We start from the raw sequence: 14,204 nt of genomic DNA on the forward strand, positions 1-14,204 counted from the left end.
CTTAAATCACAATTTCAAGGACTTACTATCATGACAATGATACAAGCTTCTACGCCTCATCAGTGGGGCTTAAAACGCAGTATTACACCGCGCTTTGGTGCAAGGTTAATATTACAAGGTAGTCGTTTAGATTTTCTGTGGGACCGTTCTGGGTTCATAGGTAATTTTAGCGAAGAACAAGGACAACGGCTCAACGATGCATTCCCTGAATTTATCAAGCAACTTGAAAACCAGGTGTCTGTTGGGAAACTCGATGCTCGTCAGCAACGCTGCGTAAATTTACAACATGCAGGCTTCATCTGTGAAGCCGATACCTTAGGCAGTCACTGATACCTGTATATCGCAATTTATCCCATACCAGCCAAAGATAAGCTTATTAGCTTCAACAATTAGTCACACCGCTTGAACATCGATATCACTCTCAAATCATCTCGTCATTAATACAGCATAACGCCCCTCCTCCTGACCATGCCATGCATGTGTCAGAGGGAGAGTGACGGTAATTTTTACTAAAAGGAAACACGCTATGACAATTCAATTTAACAAGAACCAAAGGCCAGCAGTACCCGCACGCCTCTATGGCGTTCTAGCCAAAGAGCTTAAAAATACTAACCCAAGTAATGCTAATGCAATTACGTTGAATTTTAGAGATCCAGATTACAGTGCTGAATCGGGTGGCTATCACCCTGTAGAAGTTAGATTAGAAAAGCAGAATGAAATCTGGCGCATGATCTACATGACCGATTTTGCCTTTCAAGGTCAACCCTATCCCGAGTTAGCTAAAGAGATTGATATCTGCTTTAACTCTCATCAGGTTTATAGCGCTTTCAGTGGTTGGCTCAATCCACATCACGGTAAAGAGCTGGTGGACTTATTCATTAAAAACTTTATCAGTTATTACGCCATGGATGCCTATCAAGTCGAAGTGTCACTGGATTAGTCATCTTGCTAATCCAAGTTCCCATATTGGTAAAACGGGAACAAGCAACCCCTTACACAATGGGCCTTTGCCAAACCAAAGTGCCCAAAACATCGATATAGCAGAAAAAAGGAACTTGCCCATGTCTGAAGTTCAAGCTGTAAAAGATCATGATACGGTTAAACTCATTAGCTTCTTACTTGAGCGACAGTTTAGCCAACAACTCGCCGATGTCTGGAATATCGGCCTTAATCTCGCCCTTAGGATCTCTGACCTACTTTCTATTAAGTTTGATGATATTCACGGTGATAGGCTCATAATTAAGGAATCTAAAACCGGCAAAATCGCCAACATTAAACTCAACTCAAAAACGCTAGAACGGATACAGCGTATTCGGCGCGAGCATCCTAACCACATTTACCTGTTTCAATCCTACCGAAACCAAAGAGCGAAGCACATCAAAGCCGCGCCCTTATCACGTCGCTATATCTGTCGAGCCCTAGCGATGATTGGGGAAGAGCTCAAAATCGCCTTAGGCACCCACTCGATGCGCAAAACACGAGGTTATCTGCTGTATCAACAAACCAAAGACATTGGTCGAGTAATGAAGATGCTCAGGCATAGCGCAGAAGAAACCACCCTACGCTATATCGGAATTGAGCAGGACGATATCGATAAGGATTTTGTCGAGCTGGAAATCTAATCCTCGCTTATCGCTTAGAGAATAGCGCCTCATTTTTACAATCCTCATTAGACACCATCAACACGAACACATGCAGCCTTACCTAAGGCTTTATGGCGTTATGGCTTGTCACAATTGTCAACAGCAAGATAGAGTTCTATCTAAGGAAAACATTTATGCAAGTATTACTACTTGGCGATCATCTCGTCACCAATATCGACGCTTTCGGCTTAACCGAACACCATGGCCTCTATATCGGCCGTGGCAATGTGATTCACTTATCTAAACAGGGCATCATCGAAGAAATCGATCTGCAGCAATTTGCGGGTGGCCATAAGATCAGAGTGAAAAAGTCCAGCTTGTTTCCCCATCAAGCTATTGAGCTAGCGCGCAGTCAACTGGGTCACAGCCCATACGGCGTTGCTACGAACAATTGTGAGCAGTTCGTCAACGAATGCTTAGAAGGGAGTCGCACCTCCAATCAGGTGAGTAATCTCACCCACATTGCGCTGCAAGGCTCTGCCAGAGTAGGCTTACTGGGAAGCACTGCGTCGAAGTTGGCCACGGGGACTGTCGCAAACGTCGTGTTAGCCTCTACCGCCGCTAAGATGACCGGTGAATACCTTGGGCTACCCGATAACGTCAACACACTGCTAGGGACACCTGGAGATCTTGTTGCTAAACCTGCCGAATGCCTACTAAAAGGCACCACGCAAACCCTGAGTGAGAGTTATGATTGCTTAAGCCAAGGTGAGATTGCCGATGCAGGTATCAAGTTTGTTACAGGCAGTTTAGAAACTGGCTTAAACACAATGTTGACTACTGCAGAAGTGGGCATCAATGGCGTAAAGGCCGGTGCAGAGCTGATATCCGATGTATGGCAATGGCTAAGGTCATAATTATTGGAGTCATCTCTATTAACAACGAAGCGGCCCTCAAGCCGCTATCGTTGACATACTTAAGGACCAATACAGGTCCCAAAGCTAAGCACCTTTATTTTTTTAGCTTAAACCTTAAGACGTTAATCACTCTACATCACACTCCAATACGACTGCAGCCGAATGAACGTGTTCTATCACCATAATGCTTAGTCTCTAACTTGGCCAGATAACTCAAGCGAAAGAAAGCACTCGCAAAGGTTTGCGGATAATTCGGTGCATTACGTTTGAAATAGTAAACTGGCGTATCCTCAGGGAAATGGACTAAATGCCGAGTACTGTAATCATCGAGCCCTAAAGCACTGGCCCAGGCTTCAACAATCTTAGTACTCAAGTTTTGACCACTTCGATTGTAATTACCGAGATGGTTATAAGCATCGTTATTGAGGAAGATAGAGATATGGTAATGGTCTGTATCTGCACATGCTCGCTCCCTTGCCCAAATATAACGCAGAGTACAAGGATGCACCCGTTTACCCTCACGGCCCTTGATTAACCTATCATGCTGGATTTTGGCATCCAGAGATTTAAAGAACTTGCTGATCACCGTGGAATCGAAGGCCATTGGCGAATCAGGGATATTGACTAGGCTAGGAAGATGCAAATCAAACCTCACCATAAAGGTACGAGGGTGCTCATTCAGAGCAGCCTGTAAGGTCTGTAAAATAGCGTTTAAGTATTCAGCACTGAGTGGTCTTGGATAAACATTGAGGCCTTGGTATTGCCCATTGCTGATGACGGTAAGGTTAGTGTTAGAGATGTGACGTTTTGACATCTTGAGTTCCCATATTGGTTAAGTTACATAACGTATGGGGTTTGTGTAATTTATAACTCAAAAGCCCTAAAGGGCTTGATATCACTTGCAAAGGTTAGCTCGCCTATGGTGGTAGCTAACCCTGTATGTTCATGGGTAAGGTAGTGTTAGAGATACTGGTTGAAGGTATACTAATGAGTGGTAGGTATGACTACAGACTAATAGTATTAACAAACAGACAATCGCAATAACTGAAATCCCCGTCAATCATTGAGCAGTAGATCGGGTAAACAAGGGCGATAAGATCTCACATCGCTCGACAATTAAACGACCATTTAGTCACAACCGAAGCGCATTTTGTGAACTTTGATTTCATTGACCTTTACAATATTTGGAGAATTCACCAAATTCCATCCTTGGTAAGCCAAGATCTGATCACCCAGCGCCATGCTATCTTTGACCTTAGCTGAGGTAGGTAACCATAGTTGCAAGACAAAAGTGGTAAACTCACGCTCCTCTCTACTCTGCTGTTCACTGCTTACATCATCGCCTACCAGAGCTTCAGTTTGCTCACTTTTCTTCTCAACCTTTGCAAGCTTTATCGTTCGGGTTGAATGCATAAAATGTCCAGGCAACCACCCAACAAAATTTGGAAATAGCTTATATTCACGAACGAATAATCTTAGAAATGGTGCAAACTCAGCAATTTTAAACATCAACTCATCCGTTAGAGCTTTGAGGGCAAAATCAATCAAATGAGCAGTATCGTTATCATCGTTCGAATGTAGGCCTTTGGCTGAAATGACTAAACTTTCGGGCATGCACAAACCATATTCCAAGGCCGATCTGATAAACCGTTGTAGTGTTTCATTCTTCAAAATGTCTTGAGAAGTATCAAGCACCTTCTCATGCGATAACCCTAACAGCACCGTAGATACGCATAGATGGTGAATGTAAACGCGTAGTCTGAGATCAAGAAAACCTTCAGCCATTGCTAAATACGACTTGTCATCAAGAACACTAATTTGCAATGGAATCTGCTGCTGTTCCTTTTCTTGCTGCTGCTGTTTCTTTTCTTGCTGCTGTTCCTTTTCTTGCTGCTGCTGTTTCTTTTCTTGCTGCTGTTTCTTTTGTTGCTGGAACTTACTTTTGAAGCTGATGACCTCCCTTAAAAAGTTAAATTCCTGCAAATGGTCTTGCTGTACAGGCACGCCAAAATTTACGCAATTTAAGGCTGCACTGCGGAGTTCGAGCTTATACATTGTGGGTAAAGCCACAAAAAAATCACTGCTTCTAACTTCTTGGGCTACTAAAGCGATAGCACCAGCTTTCACTAAAAATTTCCAATTTTGTTCCAATTGCTTGTCCGATAAACCCGACCATTTTTTTAAGGTTTCAGTGGAATATCCAATGGCATAGCCAGCCTTATTAGCCAATAACACTAAGCATGCCCATTGCAAGCGAATGCCTTGCCTAGGCAACTTCAGACTCGTACCAAACAGCACATATCTTAACTCTTCATGGAAGCCACAAGCCGCGAGTGTATCTTGGCTGCGGCGATACCCTTCAATGGTCAATTGAAAGTGGAAACGTGGGCGCGGCTTATCGGGTGAGGGGCTCACATCAAGGTTTGGGAATTTTGACATATATCCTTCTTGCACTAAATAGTGCAAGCCAGCTGCGATGGTTCTCTTTGGCATTTTGAACAATTTACTTAAATCCTGTATGTCACCACCAATGAAAAGACCGCCTTGTAAGGTGGACCATTGGAGCAGCAACAATCTAGTTTCAGGTGGTGCATCCGTCATTGATTCAAGTACGTTCACTATTAAATGTCCTTTATACTCCATAAGTGTTTACCAATAATACACATTCCTGCTAAGAAAACCCTAGTATAATTGGTCATAAACGATTAATGTTGTTACTTGTAACGTTACAATGTAATGACACAGAAATTTATAATATTTTTAAATATGCAGAAACGGAAAATTAGATGACTCTAATGCACGGTGATGTAATAAAGCTTTTCAGTTTTCTGAATTCTGAGACTCCAGACAGTATCAAATGGATCAGAGATTATCTGTATACGAAAGGGTTCTATATTCCATATAAATATCTCGACACCAATACCATCGTCCGTTCACTCGCAGATCAAATGGTACAGCGAGGCTACACATTAGAATCAACAACAGTCATTGCAAAAACGATGGGGGGGGCCTGGAGAACAAAAAAATGTAGAAAGAATTCGAAGGGTAAAGTCTCCTTCACTGTGACAATCGACAGTGCTACTTTTAATCAATTGGAAAAAATCAGTAAAAACAGTAAAAAATCTGAATTAATCTCGGAAATGATACAGAAATGGGACCCGTCATTTATTAAGAATGAATTAGTCAAAACAAGTAGTAAGAAGCAAAAAACCAATAGAACAATAGAGGATAAAGACATTTTTTTTCCAAAAGATCTAGCTCCTCAAGAAAAGCAGGCCTCAATCAAGAAACAAGCCCAACAAAGCAGGGCCAAGCCAGCTGGTGAGAATGTCATTGACTTCGAACATGAAAAAAAATCGAGAGAGAAAGGTTTAAAAAATGACCATGGAATCAAAAATAAATTTTCTGCTTCAGACATTATCGACGGGCACGAAGATTTAGATCAGCAAGCCAAAGACAAAATAGAGGAAAGCACTCCTACAGATCACGAACACCTCACTGCTAACCCAACGGCTACAATAAATACAATTAGTCAAATAAACAAAGAGTTGCTGTCAAACAAAACCAAGCAAGGTGAGTTAATAGAAACAGAAGTCTTAAATGAGCACAAAGACACTATTAAATGCGACAGAGCATTATCTCTGCCATCGATGAAGCAAAGTGAAACGACTCTTTCGGCTGAAGACCACAAGCTTATAGGCAATAGTGAGCAAAGTAACACGATTAAAAATTCGCCTGCACATGACCGTGTCGCCCATCCAAACAACATAACTGATACCGCTACTGTCAAGGAACAAATCCCAATATCAAACAACATGCCTGAAGGGGAAGAACCTCATTCATCAGTCATTAAAGACCAACCCAGAGCTAACCGTAGTGTACCAATAGTTAAATCCGTTAATAAGGCAGGTACCGTTTACGCTATTTATAGCAAATTACCCCTTGAGATCAAAAATAGACGAAAACGCGAATTAAACTCAATATATCCAGTGATTTGGGTCATTCAAAATCATCATGAAACACAAGAAAAAAATCTCATTGTGAGTACAGTTTGCGCGCTAAATGAGGCTGGTAGCATTGAATTAGTAGATTTATATCTATCTGATAATATTGAAAATAATCATAGTTTGGCACACATACTGAACGACTTTAAAAAACGTGGAGTTAAAGAGATCCTAACTATCTGTTCAGATACTAGCCATAAGGATTCTATAGCTGCGCTGAAAACCCTATATCCACAAACAGAGCTACAACTATGTATCTTAGGAAAAATTAGAAACTCGACTGAATCGGTACTAATCGAAGACCAAAAAAACTTTAATGATGATTTACAAAAAATCCAGATGGCACAGAGCATAACTGAAGCAGAATTAGTGTTATCTGAAGTTGGGGTTATTTGGGGAGACAAATATCCCGATGTGATAAATTCTTGGTACAAAGAATGGGAATATTTTGCTAAATACTTCACGTATCCTGTAGCTATACGTGAAACTATTTACACAATGAATGCAGTTGCACTAATGAAAAAACTCATCAAAAATACGAGTGAGTTTAACAAAAATGAGTCCGCACAAAGCTTAACCACTCGACTTTACGAAAACATATTTACCGAGATAGAACGCTGGGGGGCTCCATTTGTAATGTTGGACTACTTTAAGCCACTTTTGCACCATCACTTCGAAGAGCGCCTAAAGAGCAACTAAAAGGCCTTACCTGAACAAACTGACACATTCTGTTGAAGTGTCCTCTATAGAATTCCAACTGGTGGGTATATCGGTGGGTATCAATGCGAATTACCACAAAGTAAAATATGTTAGCTATTGTTAAATAATAATTTTATTACAAATGAAAATATTCAGATCCAGAACGTGGAATAAGATTTGAGTTTTAAAACAATAAATACAAAAAAACCTGCCGTGGCAGGTTTTTTGTTGAACATTATAAATGTTAGATATCCATGCAGCTTTTAAGCTTATTCATGGCATTTTTTTCTAACTGTCTAATGCGCTCTGCTGAAACCTGGTAAGTATCGGCAAGCTCTTGTAGCGTCACTTTATCATCGTCTAACCAACGCGAGCGCAAAATGTGCTGGCTGCGTTCATCTAAGGTTTTAATGGCTGATAATAATCGATTCTGTGAATCCGACTCCCAGTTGTCATCTTCAATGTTTTGAGCGACGTCTGATGAATGATCTTCCAAATACAAAGCTGGGGCAAAATCGGTTGCGTCATCATCACTGTCATTGGTTAAATCAAATGCAGGATCTTGAGCCGCCATGCGTGACTCCATTTCGGTCACATCGGACTTAGACACACCTAAGTTTTCAGCTACCATTGCTACTTCTTCTTCGCTAAACCAGCCTAAACGATTTTTAGATTTACGAATATTAAAGAATAGTTTTCTTTGCGCTTTGGTAGTGGCGACTTTCACGATACGCCAGTTTTTTAAGACATATTCATGAATTTCAGCTTTAATCCAATGAACAGCAAATGACACAAGACGAACGCCAACATCGGGATCAAAACGTTTTACCGCTTTCATCAAACCAACATTGCCTTCTTGAATTAAATCCGCTTGTGGTAGCCCATAACCTGAATAGCCTTTGGCTATGTGAGCTACAAAGCGTAAATGCGACATAATAAGTTGTTTAGCCGCTTGAAGATCGCCGGTTTCTTGTAAACGCTTGGCAAGATCAAACTCAGTCTTAGCATCTAACATTTCAATTTTAGATACTGACCGAATATAAGCTTCTATGCTGCCACTGCTTTGTGGTAACGCTAGCGCCATTGATTGCGTTTGATAAGTCATTCGCTCTCCTACTACTTATTCTTTGGATAAAACATGCTATAAAATCTTGTAATTCAATGAAATAAGTTAAAAAACTTACAAGATACTAGCTAATGAACCTATGGTATCTAAGACATCTTATGTCAAAAATAGTTCATTCGAGACGTTATTTAACCCGTTAATGCAGTACTTTGCAAGTAAACAAAGTTTCATATGCTTATTATAGCCCGATTAACGCTATCGGTTATTCCTATTGAGATATCTAAACGTTTGAGTTTGTTCAAAACACATTTAGCATGTTATGAAGGCTCGATTTTACGCAAGTGTTGACGTACAGACAGATACGACCCTAACCAGCCTAAAAATGACGCGAGTAAGACGAGCTGCCCCAACTCTGCAAAGGTCAACGACTCTAAACTTAGCTGGCTGCCATATAAACCCATCAAATCAGCCAACGCGCCATCTAAATACCACACAAGTAAATTGATAATCAGCCAAGCCAATAAACCGCCGATAACGCCATACCAAATACCAGTATAAAGAAAAGGTCGTTGAATGAAGGCTTCGGTCGCCCCCACTAATTTCATGATTTCAATTTCTGTTCTACGATTCATAATAGCCAAGCGAATCGTATTACCAATGACCAAGACCACGGCTAGAACCAATAAAGCCGCGATGGCTAGGACAGTTTTTTCTAGCAAGCGAACCAGCGCCTGTAAACGCTCAAGCCATTCTATGTCTAAACGACCAAAGCTCACTTCAGGTTCGCGTTCCAATTTACGAAGGAGCTCACGTGCACCTGTGGGACTTGAATACTTTAACGAGGGGGTCACGCTGACGACTGCTGGCAGCGGGTTTTCATCTAAATAAGATAATGCTTCACCAAATCCTGATAAGCGCTGAAACTCTTCCAGTGCTTGTTCTCGACTAATGTAATCAACTGAGGCGACTTCACGGAATGATTTTATCCGTGAAATTAAACTTTGAATCGACTGCTCGCTTCGTCCTTCATTAATGAATAACGATATTTCGGCAGCACTGTTCCAAGATTGAGTGATATTTTCAGCATTTTTAACCAGCACTTGTAGTGCAGCAGGTAAGCTTAAGCTTACCCCTAACACAGCCATGGTCATAATCGATGAGACTGGGTTGCGCCATAATTCACCAATACTAGACATACCTTGCTGCACGTGGCGAATAAAAAACATCACAATTCGACCTGAAATTGGCAGCTTACTTTGGGTTATATCATTTTGCTTGGCCATTAAGCACCACCCACTCGACTCGTGTGCTGCTCACCACCAATCATTTGTCCTTGTTTTAACGTAAATGTGCGGTATTTCATCCGTGCGATTAAGCCTAGGTCATGGGTGGCGATTAGTACACTGGTACCCGCATCGTGAAAAGTTTCGAATAACCGTAAAATATCCATAGAAAGTTTAGGGTCCAAGTTACCCGTCGGTTCATCCGCTAGCAAAATAGGCGGCTTATTCACAATCGCTCTGGCAATACCCACACGTTGCTGCTCACCACCGGACAACATTATAGGATTATGGCGCTCTTTGCCGTATAGCCCGACCATATCTAAAGCACCAGCAACCCTTTTTTTAATTTCACCATGGGAGAAACCTTCAATAACTAGAGGTAACGCCACATTATCAAATACGGTTTTTTCCAGTAACAAATGATGGTTTTGGAAAATCATTCCAATATTACGGCGTAAATAAGGGACATGTTTAGGACTAACATTGGCGATATCATGCCCGTTGATTGATACTCTGCCTGCGGATGCTCGCTCAATAACAGTGATCAACTTAAGCAGCGTACTTTTACCTGCGCCTGAATGACCGGTTAAAAAAGCCATCTCACCTTGTCGTAGGTGAAAATTAACATCCAGCAAGGCTTTTTGCCCGCCTGGATAGACTTTACTTACCTGCTCAAATTGGATCATGTGTTATTTTTCTGCCTTTTCTTGACTAAATAATGCCTCGATAAAATCATTGGCATTAAAAGTACGTAAATCATCAATTTGTTCGCCAACACCAATATGACGAATTGGAATATTAAATTTATCTGCAATCGCGAAAATAATACCGCCTTTAGCAGTACCATCAAGCTTACTTAATGTTATGCCGGTTACACCAACCGCTTCCTGGAAAAGTTGCGCTTGGCTAATGGCATTTTGGCCGGTGCTGGCATCAAGGGTGAGCATGACTTCATGTGGTGTATTAATGTCGAGTTTTTTCATCACTCGAACCACTTTCTTCAACTCTTCCATTAAATGGCCTTTGTTCTGTAAGCGCCCCGCGGTATCGGCGATTAATACATCAACCTTACGCGCTTTAGCGGCTTGCAAAGCATCAAAAAGCACCGATGCGCTATCTGCACCAGTATGCTGAGCCACTACGGGAATATTATTTCGTTGCCCCCACACTTGTAACTGCTCAACTGCTGCAGCACGGAAAGTATCACCCGCGGCTAACATGACAGATCTACCTTGATTTTGGTACTGTTTTGCTAATTTTCCTATGGTGGTGGTTTTACCAACACCATTAACGCCCACCATTAATATTACAAAAGGGCCATCGGCATTATCTGGGACCAAGGGGATAGCTACAGGCTCTAACATCTTGTGCATTTCATCGCGCATAAGCTCATAAAGTGCTTCAGCATTTTTCAGCTGTTTGCGTGATGCTTGTTCCGTTAGGCTATTAATTAATTTAGTCGTGGTTTCAACACCTACGTCAGCGATTAACAATTGTTCTTCAAGCTCTTCAAATAAGTCATCATCGATTTTCTTGCCACGGAATAATCCGATAAAGCCTGAACCAATGTTTTCGCTTGTACGCATTAAACCGCGCTTTAAACGAGCGAACATGCCTTCTTTTTTCGGCTTTTCCTGCGGCTCAGGTTCAATCTGACTAACCACGCCTTGAGCGTTATCTTCTGCGGCTTGCGCTTCTGCAGCAATACGGGCAGCTTCCGCGACCTGTGCCTCTGCTGCAACACGAGCAGCTTCCGCGGCCTGTGCCTCAGCAGCAATACGAGCATCTTCTGCGGTTTGTGCCTCAGCAGCAATACGAGCATCTTCTGCGGCTTGCGCCTCAGCAGCAATACGGGCATCTTCTGCAGCCTGTGCCTCAGCAGCAATACGGGCATCTTCTGCAGCCTGTGCCTCAGCAGCAATACGAGCAGCTTCTGCGGCTTGTGCTTCAGCAGCAATACGGGCAGCTTCCGCGGCTTGTGCCTCTGCTGCAATACGAGCATCTTCTGCGGCTTGCGCCTCTGCAGCAATACGAGCAGCTTCTGCGGCCTGTGCCTCTGCAGCAATACGAGCAGCTTCTGCGGCCTGTGCCTCAGCAGCAATACGCGTATCTTCTGCGGCCTGTGCCTCAGCAGCAATACGCGTATCTTCTGCGGCTTGCGCCTCTGCAGCAATACGGGCATCTTCTGCAGCCTGTGCCTCAGCAGCAATACGGGCATCTTCTGCACTCGTATCAGATGGCGCCTCATGGGTTACATCTTGAGTTGTTTCTTTCGAAACCTGTTCAACTTCTTGCTCACTCTTATCTTTACGGAACCAAGAGAAAAAACCTTTCTTTGCCATGTTTGCTACCAGTGCTAAATATAAAATAGGATCAATAACAGCTAATTTTGCTCGCCAATATAAGGTATTGGAGAATACTCAGTAATTTTGCTGAGTTTAATATAAAATATCAGCTGTTTAAGGTGAGCATAGTCTACCACTTTCTTTTTCTTTGTTCAGGCAAAATCACGAGGAACACATGGCGCGACAAAATACCAGTAGCGGGCAAGTCAGAATTATTTCAGGACAGTGGCGCTCTCGTAAGCTTCCCATCCATGATTTAGAAGGTTTACGCCCAACCACTGACCGTGTGCGAGAAACTCTTTTTAACTGGTTATCAACTGATATTCGTGGTGCTAGAGTATTAGATTGCTTTGCGGGAAGTGGAGCATTAAGCCTAGAGTCTTTATCGCGTTATGCTGAATTTGCCTTAATGTTTGAATTGCAAAAAAGCGCGGCTAATCAATTAACTAAAAATCTCCAAACATTAAATTGCACCAATGCAAAAGTGGTTAACGGAGATAGCTTACAATTATTAGCCAAAGGAACAGACACAGGTTTTGATGTGGTGTTTATCGATCCTCCTTTTCGTAAAGGTTTAGCTAAACACACGATTGAACTGTTGATGGCCCATGGTTGGCTAAATAATGATGCACTCATCTATCTTGAAACCGAAAATGATGTTGCTGATATTGTGTTGCCTGCTAGCTGGCAGCCATTAAAGAAAAAAAAGGCCGGCCAGGTCAGTTATCGCTTATTTACTTATCAAGCTGAGCGTTAATTGATGGCACAACTGATTAAGTGTGGTTATGCCACCACGGCCATAGCTTGGTTAGTTATGGTTTATAATCTGGTGCACCCGTTTGAAGGCTCGATTGGTTTCGCCTTTACGATATTGTTGCTGCTAACCGTAATAATGCATGCTTTACAAATAGTCATATTTCACATGATGTTTAAAGATACGCTCACTTTAAAACTTAAAGACTATTTAGTGGTGTGTTTTTTTGGGCTGTTTGGATTGTTAGCTTATCGGCAAAAAGTATTACAACAATAATCTATGATTGCTCTGCGGAATATTAAGCATAAAAAAACCTCGTTTAATTAAACGAGGTTTTTTATGTTATCGGTTAAATCTACTTACTTTTTAGGGTAAGGATGTGCGACACCTTTGTGACAATCTACACAAGTTTTTCTATCTTCAGGCGCTTTCTTGAAGTTGTTTTCATGCATCTTCTTGGCCATTTTCTTCATGTCTTCAGGCTGATTCTCATAAATACGAGTATGACAGTGACGACAGTTAGCTGAGTCATTAGCCTTAAAATACTTTAACGCGATATCAGCTTGCTCTTTACGATTCTCATCTAACCAAGCCTGAGTGTTAAAGTCATCGATCATTATGAAACCATATAAGTCTTTTGATACGATGATTTTTTTGATCAAGTAATCAACTGGACCATGAGGTAAATGACAATCTTGACATTGAACAGTAATACCTGCTTTACCGCCACCATGGGCAGAAGCCAATACTTCATCTTTTAATGAATGATTGCTATGACAAGACATACAGAATTCGTCTGTACTTGTTGCATGTAAAGTTTGCTGAGTCGCAAAGTAGCCAACGACACCCAAAATCACACCGACAACAATCAGTACAATAATGGAATATTTCGCGCTTGGTTTAAATAGTGCACGCCAGTTCATCACACATCTCCGTTTTACAGAATTTTACGTTTTTAATTTTCGGCAAGTGTAGAGTGTTTTGGCGCCAAAAAAGCAGATATGACTCTAGGTTTAAGTGTATTGGGTTGTACAAATAACTTAAACTTTGAAGTCGATCAATAATCGACTGAGTTTATTCACTCCAAACTTAAATTAAACTTAATACATAAAAGGCGATTTAACAACAAAACACAAAAAATCAACGGCATAATTGCAACGCAGATCTCAAATAGGTCATTATTCTTGCAATAATTTATACATCTGTAGCGAGGAGGCTCTTTTTCTCCATGCCGAGCTTAAACATATTCACCGCGCCCCAGGCCATGATTACTCCACCGACTACCAGCATGCTGTAAACAATAGTTTGGTCGGCTAACATAGGTAAAAAATCGTTGCCAAAACCGACGAAGATACCGTACAAACCTAAACCGAACAGTAAACTACCAGGAAAATCGATAATGCCAACCAACAGCATTTTTCTTTCAATTTGTTTCATTTTTTGTAGCTTATTATCTGTCATATAAACCTCATCCATGATCAAAAAAACAACATAGCAAATTCAACGCAGACACAACAGTAGCGTTCAGGTTCTAAGCAGTTTATTTCCACCGT

At 41.6% G+C, this 14,204-nt stretch carries 15 protein-coding genes; 7 read left to right on the top strand and 8 right to left on the bottom strand.

Annotated features, from left to right (window positions below; genetic code table 11):
• The first annotated feature begins 30 nt into the window (after positions 1-30).
• From NE535_RS05910 to NE535_RS05925, 4 genes are all read left to right on the top strand, one after another.
• Positions 31-330 carry a type IV toxin-antitoxin system YeeU family antitoxin gene (locus NE535_RS05910; protein WP_261297743.1) on the top strand — a complete coding sequence of 100 codons (300 nt, stop codon included), beginning with the start codon at positions 31-33 and terminating at the stop codon, positions 328-330.
• Between the two features lie 196 nt (positions 331-526).
• Positions 527-940, top strand: coding sequence for a DUF2787 domain-containing protein (locus NE535_RS05915; RefSeq protein ID WP_261297744.1), 414 nt, complete (start codon positions 527-529; stop codon positions 938-940).
• A 121-nt stretch (positions 941-1,061) separates the two neighbouring features.
• On the top strand, positions 1,062-1,622 hold the full coding sequence (locus tag NE535_RS05920; protein ID WP_261297745.1) for a tyrosine-type recombinase/integrase: 561 nt from the start codon (positions 1,062-1,064) through the stop codon (positions 1,620-1,622).
• Positions 1,623-1,777: 155 nt separating this feature from the next.
• Positions 1,778-2,500, top strand: coding sequence for a lecithin retinol acyltransferase family protein (locus NE535_RS05925; protein ID WP_261297746.1), 723 nt, complete (start codon positions 1,778-1,780; stop codon positions 2,498-2,500).
• 136 nt (positions 2,501-2,636) lie between these two features.
• Here the strand turns inward: NE535_RS05925 and NE535_RS05930 are convergent, their stop codons facing one another.
• The gene (locus tag NE535_RS05930; protein WP_261297747.1) at positions 2,637-3,314 is read right to left on the bottom strand and encodes an inovirus Gp2 family protein; all 678 of its coding nucleotides are present in this window, start codon (positions 3,312-3,314) and stop codon (positions 2,637-2,639) included.
• 314 nt (positions 3,315-3,628) lie between these two features.
• Positions 3,629-5,119, bottom strand: coding sequence for a hypothetical protein (locus NE535_RS05935; RefSeq protein ID WP_261297748.1), 1,491 nt, complete (start codon positions 5,117-5,119; stop codon positions 3,629-3,631).
• A gap of 167 nt (positions 5,120-5,286) precedes the next feature.
• Here NE535_RS05935 and NE535_RS05940 point away from each other — a divergent pair, with 167 nt between their 5' ends.
• Entirely contained in the window at positions 5,287-7,203 is a 1,917-nt protein-coding gene (locus NE535_RS05940; protein ID WP_261297749.1) for a transposase, read from the top strand.
• 244 nt (positions 7,204-7,447) lie between these two features.
• Here NE535_RS05940 and rpoH read toward each other — a convergent pair whose 3' ends face one another.
• The 4 genes from rpoH to ftsY all read right to left on the bottom strand — a co-directional run bounded on the left by rpoH (position 7,448) and on the right by ftsY (position 11,894).
• Positions 7,448-8,308, bottom strand: coding sequence for an RNA polymerase sigma factor RpoH (gene rpoH / locus NE535_RS05945; protein ID WP_261297750.1), 861 nt, complete (start codon positions 8,306-8,308; stop codon positions 7,448-7,450).
• Positions 8,309-8,586: 278 nt separating this feature from the next.
• On the bottom strand, positions 8,587-9,552 hold the full coding sequence (gene ftsX / locus NE535_RS05950; RefSeq protein WP_261297751.1) for a permease-like cell division protein FtsX: 966 nt from the start codon (positions 9,550-9,552) through the stop codon (positions 8,587-8,589).
• Positions 9,552-10,238 carry a cell division ATP-binding protein FtsE gene (gene ftsE / locus NE535_RS05955; RefSeq protein ID WP_261297752.1) on the bottom strand — a complete coding sequence of 229 codons (687 nt, stop codon included), beginning with the start codon at positions 10,236-10,238 and terminating at the stop codon, positions 9,552-9,554. The genes ftsX and ftsE overlap by 1 nt, the downstream gene beginning before the upstream one ends.
• A 3-nt stretch (positions 10,239-10,241) precedes the next feature.
• On the bottom strand, positions 10,242-11,894 hold the full coding sequence (gene ftsY, locus NE535_RS05960; protein WP_261297753.1) for a signal recognition particle-docking protein FtsY: 1,653 nt from the start codon (positions 11,892-11,894) through the stop codon (positions 10,242-10,244).
• A gap of 178 nt (positions 11,895-12,072) precedes the next feature.
• Between ftsY and rsmD the strand changes: the two genes are divergently transcribed.
• Both rsmD and NE535_RS05970 read left to right on the top strand, forming a co-directional pair.
• On the top strand, positions 12,073-12,654 hold the full coding sequence (rsmD, locus tag NE535_RS05965; protein WP_261297754.1) for a 16S rRNA (guanine(966)-N(2))-methyltransferase RsmD: 582 nt from the start codon (positions 12,073-12,075) through the stop codon (positions 12,652-12,654).
• Between the two features lie 3 nt (positions 12,655-12,657).
• A complete protein-coding gene (locus tag NE535_RS05970; protein ID WP_261297755.1) occupies positions 12,658-12,927 on the top strand; it encodes a DUF1145 domain-containing protein in 270 nt (89 codons plus the stop codon).
• A gap of 83 nt (positions 12,928-13,010) precedes the next feature.
• On the opposite strand, the gene NE535_RS05975 is transcribed toward NE535_RS05970, so the two are convergent.
• Positions 13,011-13,574 carry a NapC/NirT family cytochrome c gene (locus tag NE535_RS05975; protein WP_261297756.1) on the bottom strand — a complete coding sequence of 188 codons (564 nt, stop codon included), beginning with the start codon at positions 13,572-13,574 and terminating at the stop codon, positions 13,011-13,013.
• 271 nt (positions 13,575-13,845) lie between these two features.
• Complete coding sequence (locus NE535_RS05980; RefSeq protein ID WP_261297757.1) at positions 13,846-14,112, bottom strand: hypothetical protein; 267 nt, start codon at positions 14,110-14,112, stop codon at positions 13,846-13,848.
• Between the last annotated feature and the right edge of the window lie 92 nt (positions 14,113-14,204).

The sequence above is a fragment of the Shewanella holmiensis genome (assembly GCF_025370255.1).
Lineage (GTDB): Bacteria > Pseudomonadota > Gammaproteobacteria > Enterobacterales > Shewanellaceae > Shewanella > Shewanella holmiensis.

Excerpts from the sequence above, each read along its gene's own strand:
- NE535_RS05910 (WP_261297743.1), top strand. The coding sequence starts at position 31 with ATGACAATGATACAAGCTTCTACGCCTCATCAGTGGGGCTTAAAACGC.
- NE535_RS05915 (WP_261297744.1), top strand. The coding sequence starts at position 527 with ATGACAATTCAATTTAACAAGAACCAAAGGCCAGCAGTACCCGCACGC.
- NE535_RS05920 (WP_261297745.1), top strand. The coding sequence starts at position 1,062 with ATGTCTGAAGTTCAAGCTGTAAAAGATCATGATACGGTTAAACTCATT.
- NE535_RS05925 (WP_261297746.1), top strand. The coding sequence starts at position 1,778 with ATGCAAGTATTACTACTTGGCGATCATCTCGTCACCAATATCGACGCT.
- NE535_RS05930 (WP_261297747.1), bottom strand. The coding sequence starts at position 3,314 with ATGTCAAAACGTCACATCTCTAACACTAACCTTACCGTCATCAGCAAT.
- NE535_RS05940 (WP_261297749.1), top strand. The coding sequence starts at position 5,287 with ATGACTCTAATGCACGGTGATGTAATAAAGCTTTTCAGTTTTCTGAAT.
- rpoH (WP_261297750.1), bottom strand. The coding sequence starts at position 8,308 with ATGACTTATCAAACGCAATCAATGGCGCTAGCGTTACCACAAAGCAGT.
- ftsX (WP_261297751.1), bottom strand. The coding sequence starts at position 9,552 with ATGGCCAAGCAAAATGATATAACCCAAAGTAAGCTGCCAATTTCAGGT.
- ftsE (WP_261297752.1), bottom strand. The coding sequence starts at position 10,238 with ATGATCCAATTTGAGCAGGTAAGTAAAGTCTATCCAGGCGGGCAAAAA.
- ftsY (WP_261297753.1), bottom strand. The coding sequence starts at position 11,894 with ATGGCAAAGAAAGGTTTTTTCTCTTGGTTCCGTAAAGATAAGAGTGAG.
- rsmD (WP_261297754.1), top strand. The coding sequence starts at position 12,073 with ATGGCGCGACAAAATACCAGTAGCGGGCAAGTCAGAATTATTTCAGGA.
- NE535_RS05970 (WP_261297755.1), top strand. The coding sequence starts at position 12,658 with ATGGCACAACTGATTAAGTGTGGTTATGCCACCACGGCCATAGCTTGG.
- NE535_RS05975 (WP_261297756.1), bottom strand. The coding sequence starts at position 13,574 with ATGAACTGGCGTGCACTATTTAAACCAAGCGCGAAATATTCCATTATT.
- NE535_RS05980 (WP_261297757.1), bottom strand. The coding sequence starts at position 14,112 with ATGACAGATAATAAGCTACAAAAAATGAAACAAATTGAAAGAAAAATG.